General features: G+C 67.0%; 17 protein-coding genes. 15 read left to right on the top strand and 2 right to left on the bottom strand.

What is annotated here, in order from left to right; translation table 11 throughout:
- Window positions 1–4: 4 nt before the first annotated feature.
- The 5 genes from ACFPME_RS09445 to ACFPME_RS09425 all read left to right on the top strand — a co-directional run bounded on the left by ACFPME_RS09445 (window position 5) and on the right by ACFPME_RS09425 (window position 4,025).
- Window positions 5–745 (top strand): flagellar motor protein, encoded by a 741-nt coding sequence (locus ACFPME_RS09445; RefSeq protein ID WP_377304526.1) that lies wholly within the window; start codon window positions 5–7, stop codon window positions 743–745.
- Window positions 742–1,746: a flagellar motor protein MotD gene (gene motD, locus ACFPME_RS09440; RefSeq protein ID WP_377304524.1), complete on the top strand. Its 1,005-nt coding sequence runs from the start codon at window positions 742–744 to the stop codon at window positions 1,744–1,746. The genes ACFPME_RS09445 and motD overlap by 4 nt, the downstream gene beginning before the upstream one ends.
- A 39-nt stretch (window positions 1,747–1,785) precedes the next feature.
- Window positions 1,786–2,262, top strand: coding sequence for a chemotaxis protein CheW (locus ACFPME_RS09435; RefSeq protein WP_377304522.1), 477 nt, complete (start codon window positions 1,786–1,788; stop codon window positions 2,260–2,262).
- Window positions 2,255–2,605: a DUF2802 domain-containing protein gene (locus ACFPME_RS09430; protein ID WP_377304520.1), complete on the top strand. Its 351-nt coding sequence runs from the start codon at window positions 2,255–2,257 to the stop codon at window positions 2,603–2,605. Before ACFPME_RS09435 ends, ACFPME_RS09430 begins: the two co-directional genes overlap by 8 nt.
- Before the next feature lie 298 nt (window positions 2,606–2,903).
- On the top strand, window positions 2,904–4,025 hold the full coding sequence (locus ACFPME_RS09425; RefSeq protein WP_377304518.1) for a sugar-transfer associated ATP-grasp domain-containing protein: 1,122 nt from the start codon (window positions 2,904–2,906) through the stop codon (window positions 4,023–4,025).
- Window positions 4,026–4,060: 35 nt separating this feature from the next.
- Here ACFPME_RS09425 and ACFPME_RS09420 read toward each other — a convergent pair whose 3' ends face one another.
- Together ACFPME_RS09420 and fliK are read right to left on the bottom strand one after the other, a co-directional pair.
- On the bottom strand, window positions 4,061–4,315 hold the full coding sequence (locus ACFPME_RS09420) for a flagellar biosynthesis protein (protein ID WP_377304516.1): 255 nt from the start codon (window positions 4,313–4,315) through the stop codon (window positions 4,061–4,063).
- On the bottom strand, window positions 4,312–5,454 hold the full coding sequence (fliK, locus tag ACFPME_RS09415; RefSeq protein WP_377304514.1) for a flagellar hook-length control protein FliK: 1,143 nt from the start codon (window positions 5,452–5,454) through the stop codon (window positions 4,312–4,314). The genes ACFPME_RS09420 and fliK overlap by 4 nt, the downstream gene beginning before the upstream one ends.
- A 230-nt stretch (window positions 5,455–5,684) precedes the next feature.
- Between fliK and ACFPME_RS09410 the strand changes: the two genes are divergently transcribed.
- The 10 genes from ACFPME_RS09410 to ACFPME_RS09365 all read left to right on the top strand — a co-directional run bounded on the left by ACFPME_RS09410 (window position 5,685) and on the right by ACFPME_RS09365 (window position 16,578).
- The gene (locus ACFPME_RS09410; protein WP_377304512.1) at window positions 5,685–6,053 is read left to right on the top strand and encodes an STAS domain-containing protein; all 369 of its coding nucleotides are present in this window, start codon (window positions 5,685–5,687) and stop codon (window positions 6,051–6,053) included.
- A gap of 13 nt (window positions 6,054–6,066) precedes the next feature.
- Window positions 6,067–6,429: a response regulator gene (locus tag ACFPME_RS09405; RefSeq protein ID WP_377304510.1), complete on the top strand. Its 363-nt coding sequence runs from the start codon at window positions 6,067–6,069 to the stop codon at window positions 6,427–6,429.
- An 8-nt stretch (window positions 6,430–6,437) separates the two neighbouring features.
- Window positions 6,438–8,432, top strand: a complete 1,995-nt coding sequence (locus ACFPME_RS09400; RefSeq protein ID WP_377304508.1) for a chemotaxis protein CheA — start codon at window positions 6,438–6,440, stop codon at window positions 8,430–8,432.
- 49 nt (window positions 8,433–8,481) lie between these two features.
- Window positions 8,482–10,191 (top strand): methyl-accepting chemotaxis protein, encoded by a 1,710-nt coding sequence (locus ACFPME_RS09395; RefSeq protein WP_377304505.1) that lies wholly within the window; start codon window positions 8,482–8,484, stop codon window positions 10,189–10,191.
- A gap of 217 nt (window positions 10,192–10,408) precedes the next feature.
- Window positions 10,409–10,912, top strand: a complete 504-nt coding sequence (locus ACFPME_RS09390; protein WP_377304503.1) for a chemotaxis protein CheW — start codon at window positions 10,409–10,411, stop codon at window positions 10,910–10,912.
- Between the two features lie 13 nt (window positions 10,913–10,925).
- On the top strand, window positions 10,926–12,668 hold the full coding sequence (locus tag ACFPME_RS09385; protein WP_377304501.1) for a methyl-accepting chemotaxis protein: 1,743 nt from the start codon (window positions 10,926–10,928) through the stop codon (window positions 12,666–12,668).
- 1 nt (window position 12,669) lies between these two features.
- Window positions 12,670–13,554 (top strand): CheR family methyltransferase, encoded by an 885-nt coding sequence (locus ACFPME_RS09380; protein WP_377304498.1) that lies wholly within the window; start codon window positions 12,670–12,672, stop codon window positions 13,552–13,554.
- Window positions 13,551–14,201 (top strand): chemoreceptor glutamine deamidase CheD, encoded by a 651-nt coding sequence (gene cheD / locus ACFPME_RS09375; RefSeq protein ID WP_377304496.1) that lies wholly within the window; start codon window positions 13,551–13,553, stop codon window positions 14,199–14,201. Before ACFPME_RS09380 ends, cheD begins: the two co-directional genes overlap by 4 nt.
- 81 nt (window positions 14,202–14,282) lie before the next feature.
- Window positions 14,283–15,374: a protein-glutamate methylesterase/protein-glutamine glutaminase gene (locus tag ACFPME_RS09370; protein ID WP_377304494.1), complete on the top strand. Its 1,092-nt coding sequence runs from the start codon at window positions 14,283–14,285 to the stop codon at window positions 15,372–15,374.
- Window positions 15,375–15,390: 16 nt separating this feature from the next.
- Window positions 15,391–16,578, top strand: coding sequence for a methyl-accepting chemotaxis protein (locus tag ACFPME_RS09365; RefSeq protein ID WP_377304492.1), 1,188 nt, complete (start codon window positions 15,391–15,393; stop codon window positions 16,576–16,578).
- Window positions 16,579–16,581: the final 3 nt, after the last annotated feature.

Here is a 16,581-nt window from a genome sequence, read left to right as displayed (position 1 = left end):
TCGCATGGACATGATAAGCATCATCGGCACGATCCTGGGTTTCCTGGTGATCATCCTCGGCACCGTGCTGAAGGGGTCCACGGTCGGCGCGCTGTGGAATCCGGCAGCGTTCGTCATCGTGTTCTTCGGCACGCTTGCTGCCTTGCTGGTGCAGAACCAGGGCAGGGTGCTCAAGCATGCGCTGTCGATGATGAGGATGGTCTACCGGCCGCCGCAGCACCGCCCCAGCGACCTGATCAGCCGCATCGTCGGCTGGAGCGAGATCTCCCGGCGGCAGGGTCTGCTGGGGCTGGAGCCGCAGATCGAGGCGGAAACCGATCCGTTCGTCAGCAAGGGTCTGCAGCTGCTGGTCGATGGCGGCGAACCTGACGCCATCCGCAGCGTGCTGGAGGTCGACCTCGACACGCGCGAGGCGATCGACCTGGCCGGCGCCAAGGTCTACGAGAACGCCGGCATCTACTCGCCCACACTGGGCATCATCGGCGCGGTGATGGGCTTGATGGCGGTGATGCAGAACCTTGCCGATCCGAGCAAGCTCGGCCACGGCATCGCCGCCGCCTTCGTGGCTACCATCTACGGCGTCGCGCTGGCCAACCTGTTCATGCTGCCGATGGCGGCGCGGCTGAAAGGCTTGATAAGCAAGCAGTCGCAGATGCGCGAAATCCTGATCGAGGGCCTGGTGTCGATTGCACAGGGTGACAACCCGCGGCAGATCGAATCGCGCCTGCAGGGCTACGTCGAATGAGGAAACACAAGCACGAGGAGCACACCAATCACGAGGCGTGGGCGATCCCCTATGCCGACCTGATGACCTTGCTGCTCGCGTTTTTCGTGGTGATGTATGCCGTGTCGGTGGTCAACGAAGGCAAGTTCCGGGTCATGTCCGAATCGCTGATCGAGGCGTTCAACGGCTCCAGCCATGCGATTGCGCCGCTGCCTCCGACGCAGGTACGGCCGCACAACATCAGCCCGTCGATCGCCGCGCCGGCCGGCCAGCCCGGTTCGTCGATCGTGCCGATCGCGGTGCCGATCCCGCCGCACCCGGTGCCGAGGGACGGCGGCAAGGGCCGCGATGCCGGCCATCCGCCGAACCCGCAGGAAAACCTGGGACGCATCGAAGATCAGGTGCGCAAGGCGCTGCAGCCGCTGATCGATCGCAAGCAGGTGATCGTGCGGCTCCAGCCGGACTGGCTGGAAATCGAGATCCGCACCGACATCCTGTTTCCCAGCGGCGTGGCACAGCTGTCGGCGCCCGCCAACGCGGTGCTGCGTGATCTGGCGACGATCCTGGCGCGCTTCCCCAATCCCTTGCGGGTGGAAGGTTTCACCGACGACGTGCCGATCAATACCCCGCAGTATCCATCGAACTGGGAACTGTCGGCGGCCCGTGCCGCCAGCGTAGCGCGCCTGTTCGCCCTGAGCGGCGTCGTGGCGGACCGGCTGGGCATCATCGGCTGGGGCGAAGTGCGGCCCAAGGCCGACAACGCCACCGTCGATGGTCGCAACCAGAACCGGCGTGTGCTGGTGGTGGTGATGAGCAATCGCACGACGCCGAAACGCGAGCAGGCCGATCCCCGGCACGCCGCCGAAATCGCGACGCTGGAAAGGCCGCCATCACCGGCGGTCGACATGCTGCCCACCATGCGCGTGCAGGGCATCGCGCCGCCGGTCCGCGTCGGGTCGGCGCCGACCACGAAAGCACCTGCTTCCGAAAGAAACGCCGACACCGCCGCCGCGCCACTTTGACCGGGCCTGTTCGATGATCCCTTCAGCTGGAAACCGCACATGAGCGCCATGGCCTCCGCGACTGATCAAGGCGGTCAGCATTGGCTGACCTTCCGCATCGCCACGCAGCTGTATGCGGCGCCGCTGATCGACGTGAGCGAAGTCATCCGCGATGGCGACATCACGCCCGTGCCCGGTGCAGCCGACGACCTGCTGGGCGTGCGCCACCTGCGCGGACGGATCGTGCCGGTGCTGGATGGCCGCCAGCGGCTGGGATTGCCGGCCTTGCCGCCGAGCGACCCGGCACTGGTGCGCATCGTGATGCTGGCGCAGGCCGGCCAGCGCGTCGGCGTGCGGGTGGATGCGGTAGGCGAATTGCTGTGCAGCGATGGCATCGATATCGCACCGCCGCCGCCCGGCCGGGCCAGCCGCCGCGATGATCCGGTCAGCGGCGTGCTCTCCTGGCAGGGCGGCTTCGTGGCCTTGCTCGACGTGCGCCGGCTGTGCCGGCTGGGTGGAGAAGACGATCATGCTTGAAGCCGGCCTGGTGGTCCTGCTGCTGCTGAGCCTGGCGCAATCGGCCGTGCTGTTCTTCTCGTGGCGGCAGTCGCGCCGGTTGCAGCAGCGCATCGACGCGCTGGCGCATGGCGCGCTGCACGCGTACACCGATGTGCCGACCTCGATGCTGGTGGCGGCGCTGGGCCGGCTGGAGCGGCAGATGGGCCAGATCGAACAGCAGCCGCCGCCGACGCGACAGTCGTACGAACTGGCCCAGCAACTCGCCCGCGAAGGCGCCGATGTCGAACAGTTGATCATCCGCTGCGGGTTGTCCCGCGACGAGGCGAAACTGGTGCTGCAGATGCACCCGGCCAATCCGTAGGGCGGCGGCTCGGCGAACGCCGCCGCCAGCGAATCCTTCGCCCTGCCATCGCCAGGCGTACCCGATGGTTTCACGAATCATTGATTGGTGACGGCGTATCTCCACGCAGGACCGGCGGAGCTTGGCGCTGCCGTGGGGGGAGGTTTTCACGATGCTGCGGAGCCGGATCGACTTCGGCTGCGCACCCGGGAGACCACCGCCTGCACACGGCAACTCCATGGCTAGCGCGTGCCGGCTCACATCGGTGCCGGTTGCGCGCCACCGATCTGCGCCAAGCCCGTCACCGCCAGCGGCACGCATGCCGCGGCAACCGGGAGTAACTGCCATTCCACCACGGAGCGCCGCCATGAGCCTGTCAGCAGAATCACTGAAGAACGTCACCACCGCAGCGGGATCGCGAGTCTACAGCGAGCTGCGTCAGGTGAGCTCCAACTACCGGGCGAGGTCGGTGCTGCGGTCGATAGAAAGCCAGCAGGGTCCGACCGACCGGAAGCTGTTCAGGCTCGCCAACGAGTACTCGCAGGAAGTACTTGGCAGCGCCAAGTACGCACCATGGATGCACGTCTATACCGCCATCAGCGGCGGGTTCAAGGAGGGCTGGATCCCGGACAACTACTACGGACTGGTCGTCGAACCCCTGAAATCCGGCGGAGCGGCCAAGGTGGTGAACCTGAAATCCTTCACCAACCGGATTCTCCATACCGAAGCCCTGCCGGATCTCGCCTATGTCATCGACGGCATCTACTACGACAGGGACTTCAAGCCGATAAGCGAAACGAATCTGATCGAGCTCCTGTTCGCCCAGGACGGGCGCGTTTTCTTCAAGAGCGACAACTCCTGCCAGGGGCGGGACGTGGTGATCATGACTCGCGAGGACTTCCCCCGGGCTGGCCATGACCGGCTTGTCGACGGCGTCTTTCAGGCGCCGATAAAGCAGCATGAATTCTTCGCGGCCATCAGCGCCGGATCCACCGCCACCGTGCGCATAACCACGGCGAGGGAACTCGATGGCACCGTGGCGGTAAAGGCGGCCTATCTCAGGGTGGGGCGGGCGGCCGACGAGATCGTGCGCTGCCGCAGCCACGTGAGGGTCGCCGCCGACATCCGGACAGGCGCGCTGAATGACACCGCGTACCTGCACAACTGGCGCCGGACCGAGGAACACCCGGATACGCAGTTTCGTTTCGCCGGGCATGCCATCCCCCATTTCAGCGCTGCCGCGGAGTTGTGCCGATCCTTGCACGCCAGCTGCCCGCACATGCCTTGCGTCGGCTGGGATGTCTGCATCGATCAGGACAACCAGACCAAGATCATGGAGTGGAACGCCAGATACAACGACATCAAGTTCTCGGAGGCGACCGCGGGCCCGTGCTTTCGCGGGCTGGGCTGGGAAAGCCTGTGGAAACGCGCAGCGGCGTGAGCGTCGCGCATTTCGCCTTTCGATGATCTGGCCGTCTATTCCTCCGCCGCGTCATAGACTGCGGCAAGCACCGAGGCGGCGGCTGCATAGAGCAGCACAGGCACGTCGTCGCGCAGCCGCAGCGCGGCCAGCAGGGCGGCAATCTGGGGATCATGATGCAGCGGAACACCGAGTGCCTGCGCGCGTGCCAGCAGGGTCTCCAGTGATTCGGGCGGCATCGCGGCCACCTCGCCGCTGCCGCTGGCCAGTCGCAGACTGACCCGGCGCAACGCTGCCGGTGGCGTATTCATGCGGTAGCCTGCAGCAGCACGGCGCTGTGCCGGCCAGGCGCCTGCGGCAGGCCGACCTGGCAGCTCAGCTGGTCGAGCAGCACGCCGCACGCGGCCAGTCGCTGGCGCAACGGAGTGAACTGGCGTTCGAGCCGCTGGGCGGTATCGGCCCGCTCGGCCCACAGGCGCACCGACAGCCGCGGCTCGCGCAATTGCAGCTCGCCCTGCACCGGGCCCAGTGCCGGCAAGTCCAAGGCGAAACCCAGCGTCCAGCCGTGGCCACCCTCGGCCGCCTCGCTGAGGTATTCCAACTGCACCTGCAACACGTCGCGGCCGCCGTCGCCTTGCAGCGGAATCTCGATGATCCAGGCCGACAGCTGGCTGGCGCTGGCTTCCAGCTGGGCCACTTCCACCCGCGCCAGCGCAGCCTTCACGTCACCATGCAGCCGGTCCAGCAGAAGCTCCACGCCGTCCTCGGCCAGAACGGGCGGCAACGGCATGCGCGGTTGCGCCTGCAGGCCGCGCTGCAGCAGCGGGGGTTCGGTGTCGCTGCGGTTCGGGGGCGCCGGCGCGGCGGCGCGCCGATCGAGCAACCCGGCCAGACGCAGCAATGCACCCTTCCAGTCGTCACCGGTCAGCGCAAGCGTGTTGGCATGCGGGCTGAGCAGCTTGGACTCGAAGAACAGGCCGCTGCGGCTGATCGCCTCGCGCAGGCCCTCGCCCCGGGTGATCTCCGCGGGTGTGCGCAGGGATTGTTCCAGCAAGGCCAACGTCGTGCGCAGCTCCGGCGGCAGCTGACGCAACACCGGCCGCTGGGCGAGTGCACCCAGCGTGGCCAGCAAGGGCGCGTAGCCGTTCTGCTGCGGCAGCCGCTCGCGCAGGACGCGCTGGAAGGTCGGGTCGGCCGGGTGCGACAGTATCTCCAGCTGCGGTTGCGCGCCCAGGCTCAGTACCCGCACCTGGAACTGCGCCGGCAGCTGGCCTTGTGCAACATCCGCCTCGACGGTCAGCGCGCCGATCTGCAGTATCAGCAGACCCAGCGGGTTCACTCCCAGCGGCCGTGCCGACAGCACGCTGCCGATACGCCAGCTCTGGGCGGTGGTGCCGGAGGCGGCGCCGGCCCAGGTAAGCGCAGCAAGGCTGATCGGTTGGATGTTCACGTGGATTCCTGCGCCGGGCGCGGGTGCCGGCAGGGGTCGTCCTGAAGGACATCGGCGGCGCGCGGACAAACTTGAGGGGTTTGTCCAGCGCAAACCCGTCGCGTTGCCGTGCAACAGCGTCAAATGCCCGGCGACGTCCTGCGGCGGCCGATCCGTCACGCCACTAAAGCGATCGCCCGGCTGGCCGATAAGGCCTACGTCAGCGCATACAGCGCGGTTGGAGTCGTGACATGGCCGGCAAACCTGCGGCGAGGCACCAAGGCAAGAACGCACCGCCGGCAAAGGCATCCGCCGCCATGCCGGCGAATGCCGGCGAGGCGGCACACCTGCTGCTTCCGGCGGATTGCCGCATGGCAGCCCAGGCTGCCCTGAAGGCGGAGCTGCTGGGTGCGCTGGGAGCGCACGCCATCGTGCTGGATGGCGGCCAGGTGGAGCGTGTCGATACCGCCGCGTTGCAATTGCTGGTGCTTTTCCGGCGCGAGCTGGACGCACGCGGTGGCACGCTGGGCTGGCATGGCACGAGTGATGCTCTGAACGAAGCAGCCGGCCTGCTCGGGCTGGCGCAGTTATTGAACCTGCCGGCGGCAGCGCTGGCCTGAACGAGGTGGTGGCATGGCAAAGATTCTTGCGGTAGACGACTCGGCTTCGATGCGCGGCATGGTGGCGTTCACCCTGCGCGGCGCCGGCCATGAAGTGACCGAGGCCGAGAACGGACAGCTGGCGCTGGATGCGGCGCGCGGCGGCGCCTTCGAGCTGGTGCTGGCCGACGTCAACATGCCGGTGATGGACGGCATCGCAATGGTGCGCCAGTTGCGCGCGATGGATGCGTACAAAGGCGTGCCGATCCTGATGCTGACCACCGAGTCGCACACCGAGAAGAAGATGGAAGGCAAGGCCGCCGGCGCCACCGGCTGGCTGGTCAAGCCGTTCGATCCGGAACAGTTGCTGGCCACCGTCAAGCGCGTGCTGGGTTAAGGAATACCATGAGTGCGGTCGACCTGACTCAGTTCCACAAGACCTTCTTCGAGGAAAGCCGGGAAGGGCTCGATGCGATGGAGGCGGCATTGCTGGCGCTGGATTCGGGTTCGACCGACCACGAGCTGGTGCACACCATCTTCCGCGCCGCGCATTCCATCAAGGGCGGCGCCGCGACATTCGGGTTCGCCGACGTGGCCGCGTTCACCCATGTCGCCGAGTCGCTGCTGGAAGAAGTGCGCAGCGAGCGGCGTGCAGTGGACGCCGGACTGATCGAGGTGTTGCTGCGCTCGGTCGACTGCATGCGCGCGATGCTGGAGCGATCGAGCCAGGGTCGGCCGGTGGCCGACGCCGAGAGCGAGGCGCTGCGCGTCGAGCTGGTGCAGCTGGTCAGCGGCGAAGTTGTCGCGCAGGCAGCGGCTGCCGCGTCGATGGTTGCACCGGTGAGCGGGTGGAACATTGCGTTCACCGCGTTGCCGCACCTGCTGCAGACCGGCAACGATCCCTTGCGGCTGTTCCGCGAACTGCAGCAACTGGGTCGCCTGGAGGTCATCCGCGCGTCCATCACCGACGGCGCGCCGGCACAGCTGGCCGAGCTCGACCCGAGCCAGTGTTATCTGGGCTGGGATTTGCGCCTGCATGGCGCCGTGGCGCGTGCCGACATCGATGCGGTATTCGACTGGCTCGATGGCGACTGCGAGCTGACCATCGCGCCGCTGGCCGAAGTGGCCGCTGCCGACGCCGCGGCACAGACAGCGGGTGACTCGTCGCCGGTGGCCGCGGCCGCGCCGCGCCCGATACGCGAGACGGCCGCCGCGTCCGGCGAGGGCAGCTCGATCCGCGTGGGTATCGACAAGGTCGACGCGCTGATCAACATGATGGGCGAACTGGTGATCACCCAGTCCATGCTCAGCGACATCGGCGAGAAATTCGAACTGTCCCAGCTGGGCCGGCTGCGCGACGGGCTGGTGCAGCTCGAACGCGCCACGCGCGAGTTGCAGGAAAGCGTCATGCGCATCCGCATGCTGCCGATCGCCTCCGTGTTCAACCGCTTTCCGCGCCTGGTGCACGACCTGGAGCGCAAGCTCGACAAGCGGGTCAGGCTGGAGCTGCACGGCGAGCACACCGAGCTGGACAAGACGGTGCTGGAGAAGATCGGCGACCCGCTGGTGCACCTGGTGCGCAACGCGATCGACCATGGGCTGGAGTCGCCGGCGCAGCGCAAGGCCGCGGGCAAATCCGAAACCGGCACGCTCAAGCTCAACGCATACCACGAGGGCGGCAACATCGTGGTGCAGATCAGCGACGACGGCGCCGGCCTCAACCATGCCGCGATCGTGGCCAAGGCGCAGCAGCGCGGCCTGATCGCCGCGGGGCAGGAGCTCAGCGACGCCGAGGTGGCCGAGCTGATCTTCCAGCCGGGCTTTTCCACCGCGGCGCAGGCCACCGACCTTTCCGGCCGCGGCGTGGGCATGGACGTCGTGCGCCGCAATGTGCGCGACCTGGGCGGCAGCGTCGGCGTGCGCAGCGTATCCGGCAAGGGCAGCACGTTCACAATCACCTTGCCGCTGACCCTGGCGATCATCGACGGGCTGGTCACGGCGGTGGGCAGCGAACGCTACATCGTGCCGCTGACCTCGATCGTCGAGTCGCTGCGGCTGCGCGCCGATGCGGTGCGCAAGATCGCCGGTGGCGGCGAAGTGTTCCACTTCCGCGACGAATACCTGCCGGTCATGCGGCTGCATCGAGCCTTCAACTGCAGCGATGCGGTCACCGACATCGAACGCGGCATCGTGGTGGTGATCGAGGAAGACGGCCGGCGTGTGGGCCTGCTGGTCGACGACCTGCTCGGCCAGCAGCAGGCCGTCGTCAAGTCGCTGGAAGCGCACTACCAGCGCGTGCAGGGCATCTCCGGCGCCACCATTCTCAGCGACGGTTCGGTCGCGCTGATCGTCGATGTGGGTGGCGTGGTGCGGCTGGGTCAGCGCAGCAAGGCAGCGTGAAATCCTGTGTGATGCACACCCATTGAGTTTCTCATTTCGAGGTTGAAAGATGTTGTCGTTGAGGAGTTTTTCGCTGAGTCGCCTGAGCCTGAATGCGCGGGTGGCATGGGTGGTCGTGGTGGTGATCGCGGGCCTCGCAAGCCTCACCGTGATGAACGCATTCGAGAGCAGAGCCAGGCAGATGCAGGGGCTGGAGAGCACCCTGCGCAGCGCGATCGAGTCGGCGATATCGGTGGCAGGTGGCTTCCACGAGCGTGCAGTCAAGGGCGAGTTCAGCGAGCCCGAAGCGCAGAAGCTTGCGTTGGCGCAGATTCACGGCATGCAGTGGGACGGCGGCGCCGGTTACATCTTCGCGTTCGACAACGATTACGTGCTGGCCATGCATCCTGTATGGCGGGCCAAACTGGGCAAGAGCGTGCGCGATGAAACGGATCAGCGCGGCAAACTGCTGTTCCAGTCCATGCACGACACCGACGTAAAGGACGGCCACGGCCTGACTTACTACGATTGGCTCAAGCCCGGCACCAAGGCCATCGTGGGCAAGGTCACCTACACCCAGCTTTTCAAGCCGTGGGGATTGCACTTCGGCGCCGGCGCCTATTTCGACGATATCGACGCGCAGTTCCAGCACTCGCTGATGGTGAACCTGGCCAAGGCCGGCCTGGTCGGCCTGCTGGTAATCCTGATGGTGTGGCTTTCGATGCGCAGCATTCGCCGCAGCATCGGTGGCGAGCCGGACTTTGCGGTGGCGATGGCCACGCGCATCGCCAACGGTGACCTGAGCGGCGATGACGGCGGCAGGACGTTCGTCAGCGGCAGCCTGCTGGATGAACTGATGCGCATGCGCGAACGCCTCACCGGCATCGTGGGCCAGGTACAGCACGGTTCGCAGGCGGTCAGTACCGCGGCAAGCCAGATCGCCAAGGGCAACGACGACCTTAGCCAGCGCACACAGGAGCAGGCGTCGAGCCTGGAGGAAACCGCTGCGTCGATGGAGCAGATGACCTCCACCGTCAAGCAGAACGCCGAGAACGCCAGCGAGGCCAGCCAGCTTGCCCTTGGCGCGCGCGAGCAGGCCGAACGCGGCGGTGCGGTGGCTGCGAGGGCGGTGGCGGCGATGGGCGAGATCAACGCTTCGAGCCGGAAGATTGCCGACATTGTGGGGCTGATCGACGAGATCGCGTTCCAGACCAACCTGCTGTCGCTGAATGCTGCCGTGGAAGCTGCGCGCGCCGGCGAGCAAGGGCGCGGCTTTGCCGTGGTCGCCAGCGAAGTACGCAGCCTGTCCCAGCGCAGCGCGGCGGCGGCGAAGGAGATCAAGGCGCTCATCAACGAGAGCGTCGCGCGGGTGCAGGCCGGTAGCGCGCTGGTGGACGAATCCGGCTCGGCGCTGGCCGACATCGTCGACAGTGTGAAGAAGGTCACCGACATCGTGGCCGAGATCGCCGCGGCCAGCCAGGAGCAGTCCAGCGGCATCGATCAGGTGAACCACGCGGTGATGCAGATGGACGAGGTCACCCAGCAGAACGCAGCGCTGGTCGAGGAGGCTTCCGCGGCAGCGCGCGCGATGCAGGAGCAGGCCAACGAACTGCAGAGCCAGATGACGTTTTTCCATCTGAAGCCCAGCAACACCATACCCGCGCCGGCCGTGGCAGCCGCCAACGCGGCGCGCGCCGCAACGCCGCCGCGTCCGCCCGTTGCCCTGTCGCGGACGCAGCGCACCGTGGCCGCGACCGGCGGAGCGTGGACCGAGTTCTGAGGCGATGAAGCGCAATGGCTTGCGGCGCGAGGGCGACGAGCGGCGCAGCGGCAGCGCGTCGGGCGGCTGCAGCGAGTTCGCATTCTGATCGACATCCACCGTTTTGCGGGCGGCGGCCGGGTGCTCAAGTTCCCGCCGCGCGGGCCGACACAGTCAAGGCAGAAGGACGCTCGCAGACGTCCGTTACGAGGTTACCGCTCCCATGTACGAAGACCCCATGCACGAAGACAGACGGGCCACGGCGCCGTCGCAGCAGCTCACTTTCAGCCTGGCCGACGAAGAGTATGGCGTGGACATCCTGGCCGTGCGCGAGATCCGCAGCTGGACGCGTGTCACCCGCATCCCGCAGACGCCGGACTACGTACTGGGCGTGCTGAACCTGCGTGGCGCGATCGTGCCGATCGCGGATCTGCGCCTGCGCTTCGGCCTGCTGCGCGAAAGCTACGGCGACGACACCGTGGTGATCATCGTGGCGATTGCCGAACGCCTGTTCGGCATCGTGGTGGATGCGGTGTCCGACGTGGTCGATATCGATCCGGCGGCGATCAAGCCGGTACCGGACATGGGTGCGGTGGTCGATACGCGTTACCTGAAAGGGCTGGCGACGTATGCCGAACGCATGGTGATGCTGCTGGATGTGGAAAAACTGATGCGTCCGGAAGACGTGGAATCGCTGGACGCCGCGCTGCCGGCCGTCCAGGAAGTTGAAGTTGCCGCCTGACCCGGGAATCGAGATGAAGATGAATAGTCTGCTGGCGCGCCTGTCCCGCCTGACCACGTTGACCGTCAAGGCCCGTCTCATCGGTGTGCTTGGCCTGCTGTGCACCATGTTGCTGGTGGGCGCCTGGATCGGGCTCGGCGGCATGGCCCGGGCGAATGAGAGCGCGCGCATGATCTACCAGGAGGAGCTGATACCGCTGACCAGCATCAACGAGGTGGCGCGCGGCTCGCTGAACAGCTTCATTTCCCTGAGCGAGGCGGCCTTCCACAAGGACGACAAGGCGATCGTCAAGCAGAAGCTCGACGACGTGGCCAAGACCCAGGTCGCCGATGCGGTGCTGCTGAAGAAGCTGGGCGCGACCACGATGTCGCCCGCGGTCAAGAAGCAATGGAGCGCGTTCGAAAGTGCCCGCGGCGACGTCGCCTCGTCGATGTCCGAGATCACCGATGCGCTGAATCAGGCCGACGACGGCGCCAACGCGCTGCTGTATTCGGACGTGCTGCCGAACGTGGCGATCATGGGTTCGGAAATGAACAAGCTGATCGCGATGCAGGTCGACGAAAGCCGCCAGCATTACGAATCCGCGCTGGCCAGCTACCAGCGCATCCGCCTGATGACGTTTGCGGCACTCGGTGGCGGCATGGTGCTGGCGGTACTGATGGCGTTCTTCCTGATCCGCTCCATCGTGGGCACGCTCAACCGGGCCGTGTGGGTGGCCAATGCCATCTCGCAGGGCCAGCTGGGCCACCACATCGTCACCCGTCGCAAGGACGAGCTGGGACGCCTGCTGGAAGCGTTCCGGATGATGGATGACCGGCTCACCCTCACCGTCGGCGAAGTGCGTCGCGGCTCCGATGCGGTCAGTACGGCGGCGCAGCAGATCGCGCACGGCAACGACGACCTCAGCCAGCGCACCCAGGAGCAGGCCTCCAGCCTGGAAGAAACCGCCTCGTCGATGGAGCAGATGACTTCCACCGTCAAGCAGAACGCCGAGAACGCCAGCCACGCCAACCAGCTTGCCCGCGGTGCCCGCGAGCAGGCCGAGCGGGGTGGCGAGGTGGCCGGTCGGGCGATCATCGCGATGAGCGAGATCAACGCCTCCAGCGGCAAAATCGCCGACATCGTGGGCTTGATCCAGGAGATCGCCTTCCAGACCAACCTGCTTGCGCTGAACGCGGCCGTGGAGGCCGCCCGTGCCGGCGAGCAGGGCCGCGGCTTTGCCGTGGTGGCCACCGAAGTGCGCAGCCTGGCGCAGCGAAGCGCCGGCGCGGCGAAAGAGATCAAGGCCCTCATCAACGACAGCGCGGACAAGGTGCGCAGCGGCTCCGAGCTGGTGAACCAGTCGGGCAAGGCGCTGGCCGAAATCGTCGACAGCGTGAAGAAGGTCACCGACATCGTGGCCGAGATCGCCGCCGCCAGCCAGGAGCAGTCGGCCGGCATCGACCAGGTCAACAATGCCGTGATGCAGATGGACGAGATGACCCAGCAGAATGCCGCGCTGGTCGAGGAGGCTGCCGCTGCGGCACGCGCCATGCACGAGCAGGCCGGCGAGCTGACCCGCCAGGTAGGCTTCTTCCAGCTCATCGACGATGGCGCGCCGTCCGTTGCACCGCCCGCGTCGGCGCGGGCGCAGAGCGTGGCGGCAGAAGCCGAGGCGGTGTTCGCCGCCGTGCGCAACACGGCGCCAGCCGCCGCCCGCCCGGTGCGCGCGCCGGCCGAGCCTGCCAGCGCAACTGGTGTGTGGAAGGAGTTCTGAAGTGAATGCGGTGTCTGGCGTGGCCGACGACTACACCCATGCCACGGCCACGCCCGGCCCGCTGCTGGGAAACGCCGAGTTCGAGTACCTTCGGGCGTTCGTGCTGGAGCATTGCGGCATCGCGCTGGGCGAGCAAAAGCATCAGCTGGTGCAGGGCCGTCTGCTGCGCCGGCTGCGTGCGCTGGGCCTGCCGGACTTCGCCAGCTACTGCGAACTGCTGCGCAGCGATCCGTACAGCGAACTGGGCGAACTGGCCAGCGCCATCAGCACCAACGTGACGGCGTTTTTCCGCGAGGTGCACCATTACGACCTGCTGGTCGATGAACTGCTGCCGCGCTGGCTGCAGGAGAAGCGGCGCGAGGGCGATCGACTGCGGATCTGGTCGGCGGGCTGTTCCACCGGCGAGGAGCCTTATGCACTGGCGATGGTGCTGGCCGAGGCGATCGACCAGGGCGGCAGCAAGGTGGATGCAAGAATCCTGGCCACCGACCTGTCGCCACAGGCGCTGGAAACCGCACGAAAGGGTGTGTATCCGCTGGAGCGCCTGGCCGGCATCAGCGCCGAGCGTTGCCGGCGCTGGATGCTGCGCGGCGAGGGTGAGTATGACGGGCTGGCCTGCGTGCACCCGCGCCTGCGCGAGCTGGTCACCATCGAGCCGCTGAACCTGCTGCATCCCTGGCCGATGCGCGGTCCGTTCGACGCGATCTTCTGCCGCAACGTGGTGATCTACTTCGACCAGCCGACCAAGCAGCGGCTCTTTCGCCGCTACGCCGAGCTGCTGCCACCGGGTGGCTACCTGTTTCTCGGCCACTCCGAATCGCTGCACGGCGTCAACGACCAGTTCGAGCTCATCGGTCGCACCGTCTACCGGAAGATCGGCCGATGACCCTGCTGGCCGACCGCCGCGCCAATCCGGCAAGCCACGCTGCGGTGCTGCCGGGCTTCGAGCACCTGCGCCGCTACTGGGACCCGGCGCAGGCCTGCATGACGGTGAAGGTGCTGCCCGGCGAGTTCTACGTCAGCACGCAGGAAGAGCTGATCACCACCGTGCTCGGCTCGTGCGTATCGGCATGCATCCATGATGCGCGCCGCGGCATCGGCGGCATGAACCATTTCATGCTGCCGGAGCCGCGCGGCGAGCGCGACGGCTGGACCGCCACCGTGGGCCGCGCGGCGCGCTACGGCAGCGACGCGATGGAGCAGCTCATCAACGCGATCCTCATTGCCGGCGGCCAGCGCGGCGACCTGCAGGTGAAGATATTCGGCGGCGGCCGCGTACTGGCACAGCTGACCGATATCGGCCAGCGCAACATCGATTTCGTGCAGCACTACATCGCCACCGAAAGGCTGAACCTGCGCGCGTCGGATCTCGGCGACGTATACCCGCGGCAGGTGCAGTTCTTCCCAAGCAGTGGCCGCGCACGGGTGCGGCTGTTGCGCCGGCACGACGACGTGCAACTGGTCGCCGACGAGCCCGGCTACCTCAAGCGTTTGGCAAATGACCCGATAAAGGGTGAGGTCGAGCTTTTCTAGCGGCGGCTTCATCGCAATCACCGGCGAGGTCGCCGGCAATGGCGACGCGGCCTGAGCTTCATGGCAACGAGATGGATGGCAATGGAAAGAGTGCGTGTTCTGGTGGTCGACGATTCGGCGTTGGTTCGCAAGCTGATGACGACGATGCTTGCCTGCGATCCGGAGATCGAGGTGGTCGGCACCGCGGCCGATCCGCTGATCGCCCGCGAAAAGATCAAGCTGCTCAATCCGGACGTCCTGACGCTGGATGTGGAGATGCCGCACATGGACGGCCTGACGTTTCTGGAAAACCTGATGCGGTTGCGGCCGATGCCGGTGGTGATGGTGTCGTCGCTGACGGTGCAGGGTGCCGAAGTGACCCTGCGCGCGCTGGAGCTTGGCGCGGTGGATTTTCTGGCCAAGCCGAGCAGCGACCTGGCCAACAGCTTTGGCCAGAGCGCGCAGGAGATCTGCGCCAAGGTGAAGCAGGCCGCCACGGCCCGGCCGCGCGCGCGGACCGCGGTGCGCAAGCTGGAGGTGCCGCCGCGCCTGTCCGCCGATGCGGTGTTGCCGCGCGTGCAGACCTCGGGCACCCGCGGCGGCAGCCCGATCATCGTCATCGGCGCCTCGACCGGCGGGACCGAGGCCGTGCGTGTGGTCCTCGAATCGATGCCGCCGGATGCACCGCCGATCCTCGTCACCCAGCACATCCCCGAAGCCTTCAGCGGCCCGTTCGCCGCGCGCATGGACCGTTGCTCGGCGATGCGCGTGTGCGAGGCGCAGGATGGCCAGCCGATCCAGACCGGCCACGCCTACATCGCGCCGGGCAGCCACCACCTGCTGGTGATGTGGGACGGCGCCAAGTATGTCTGCCGGCTGCACGATGGCCCGCCGGTCAACCGGCACAAGCCCAGCGTGGACGTGCTGTTCCGCTCGATGGCGGCCAGCGCCGGCGTGGGCACCATCGCCGTGCTGCTGACCGGCATGGGCGACGACGGCGCGCGCGGCCTGCTCGAACTGAAGCAGGCCGGTGCCGCGACGCTGGTGCAGGACGAGGCCAGCTCGGTGGTATGGGGCATGCCCGGTGCTGCCTGGAAACTGGGCGCGGCCGCAGAGATGCTTTCGCTTGACCACATTGCCGCGCGCCTGCTTGCACTGGCGCGCCAACCCCACGACGGTGTTTCGCGCACCTGACCTTGGATATCGGCTCATGGCTGTCCTTTCCCACATTGTCCGGCTCTTCGCCACCCGCCCGCTCTACGGCTGGATCGCCAGTACGCTCGCGTTGCTGCTGGCGCTGCTGTGGCATCCGACGTGGCTGGCGCCGCTGCTGATCGTGGTGCTCACCGCGGTATGGATCGTCGAGAGCCGGCGTCCCCCGCCGGTCGCCGCAACAGTGGCAGTACCCGGCAACAACGCCCCCGTGCGCGAGGCGCTGGAGGACGTGCGCGGCGCCCTGGTCGACGAACTCGGCCACGCCACCCGCGAACTGCACCAGGGCCTCGACCTGCTGCGCGATGCGGTCTCCGAACTGGGCGGCGGTTTCGATGGCCTGTCGCACAAGACCGGGCTGCAGCAGTCGCTGCTGAAGCAGATCATCGACGCCCAGAACGGTGGCGTCTCGGTGCAGGATTTCGCGGCCCGCACCGGCGACCTGCTGCAGCACTTCGTGGGCATGATCGTGCAGATGTCGCGCGAGAGCCTTCGTATCGTCTATCGCATCGACGGCATGGCGAAGGAGATGGATGCCGTGTTCGGGCTGCTGAAGAACGTCAACACGATCGCCGAGGAAACCAATCTGCTGGCGCTCAACGCCGCGATCGAGGCGGCGCGCGCGGGTGAATCCGGTCGCGGCTTTGCCGTGGTCGCCGGCGAGATCCGCAACCTCGCCAGCAACTCCAACCAGTTCAACGAGCAGATCGGCAGCCACGTCGAACGCGCCCGCACCGCGATGGAGCAGTTGCGCGGCCTGGTCGGCACGATGGCTTCGCAGGATCTGAACGTGGCGCTGTCAGCCAAGGGCGGCATCGACGCGATGATGGCGCACGTCACCGAGAGCGACGCGCGCACCAGCGCGGTCGCCGACCAGGTAGTCGAGATCAATCGCGGCCTCGGCAGCGATGTATCCACCACGATCAGGTCCCTGCAGTTCGAGGACATCCTCAGCCAGTTGCTGCGGCAGACCCGCACCCGGCTGGTCGAGCTGCAGGAAGTGGTCGGCGAATGCACACGCGACATCGAGGAGCTGGCGTGTGCGCCGGTCGACGCCGACAACCTGGCCGAACGTGCGCAGCGGGTGCGTGGCCGGCTGGCCATTCAGCGCGAAAAGGCGCGCCTGCGCTCCCGTGGCCCGGCATTGCAGAGTTCCATGGATGCCGGCGAGATCGAATTGTTTTGAGGA

The organism is Rhodanobacter umsongensis, from assembly GCF_042654965.1.
Taxonomy (GTDB): Bacteria; Pseudomonadota; Gammaproteobacteria; order Xanthomonadales; family Rhodanobacteraceae; genus Rhodanobacter; species Rhodanobacter umsongensis.
Note: the sequence above shows the minus strand (reverse complement) of the source record. Positions and strands in the feature narration are given on the sequence as shown.

What these genes read in the sequence shown, in the direction of transcription:
- ACFPME_RS09390 (WP_377304503.1), top strand. Translation starts at nt 10,409, where the DNA reads ATGCACGAAGACAGACGGGCCACGGCGCCGTCGCAGCAGCTCACTTTC.
- cheD (WP_377304496.1), top strand. Translation starts at nt 13,551, where the DNA reads ATGACCCTGCTGGCCGACCGCCGCGCCAATCCGGCAAGCCACGCTGCG.
- ACFPME_RS09395 (WP_377304505.1), top strand. Translation starts at nt 8,482, where the DNA reads ATGTTGTCGTTGAGGAGTTTTTCGCTGAGTCGCCTGAGCCTGAATGCG.
- ACFPME_RS09435 (WP_377304522.1), top strand. Translation starts at nt 1,786, where the DNA reads ATGAGCGCCATGGCCTCCGCGACTGATCAAGGCGGTCAGCATTGGCTG.
- ACFPME_RS09365 (WP_377304492.1), top strand. Translation starts at nt 15,391, where the DNA reads ATGGCTGTCCTTTCCCACATTGTCCGGCTCTTCGCCACCCGCCCGCTC.
- ACFPME_RS09400 (WP_377304508.1), top strand. Translation starts at nt 6,438, where the DNA reads ATGAGTGCGGTCGACCTGACTCAGTTCCACAAGACCTTCTTCGAGGAA.
- ACFPME_RS09370 (WP_377304494.1), top strand. Translation starts at nt 14,283, where the DNA reads ATGGAAAGAGTGCGTGTTCTGGTGGTCGACGATTCGGCGTTGGTTCGC.
- motD (WP_377304524.1), top strand. Translation starts at nt 742, where the DNA reads ATGAGGAAACACAAGCACGAGGAGCACACCAATCACGAGGCGTGGGCG.
- ACFPME_RS09445 (WP_377304526.1), top strand. Translation starts at nt 5, where the DNA reads ATGGACATGATAAGCATCATCGGCACGATCCTGGGTTTCCTGGTGATC.
- ACFPME_RS09410 (WP_377304512.1), top strand. Translation starts at nt 5,685, where the DNA reads ATGGCCGGCAAACCTGCGGCGAGGCACCAAGGCAAGAACGCACCGCCG.
- ACFPME_RS09430 (WP_377304520.1), top strand. Translation starts at nt 2,255, where the DNA reads ATGCTTGAAGCCGGCCTGGTGGTCCTGCTGCTGCTGAGCCTGGCGCAA.
- ACFPME_RS09385 (WP_377304501.1), top strand. Translation starts at nt 10,926, where the DNA reads ATGAAGATGAATAGTCTGCTGGCGCGCCTGTCCCGCCTGACCACGTTG.
- ACFPME_RS09420 (WP_377304516.1), bottom strand. Translation starts at nt 4,315, where the DNA reads ATGAATACGCCACCGGCAGCGTTGCGCCGGGTCAGTCTGCGACTGGCC.
- ACFPME_RS09405 (WP_377304510.1), top strand. Translation starts at nt 6,067, where the DNA reads ATGGCAAAGATTCTTGCGGTAGACGACTCGGCTTCGATGCGCGGCATG.
- ACFPME_RS09425 (WP_377304518.1), top strand. Translation starts at nt 2,904, where the DNA reads ATGCCGCGGCAACCGGGAGTAACTGCCATTCCACCACGGAGCGCCGCC.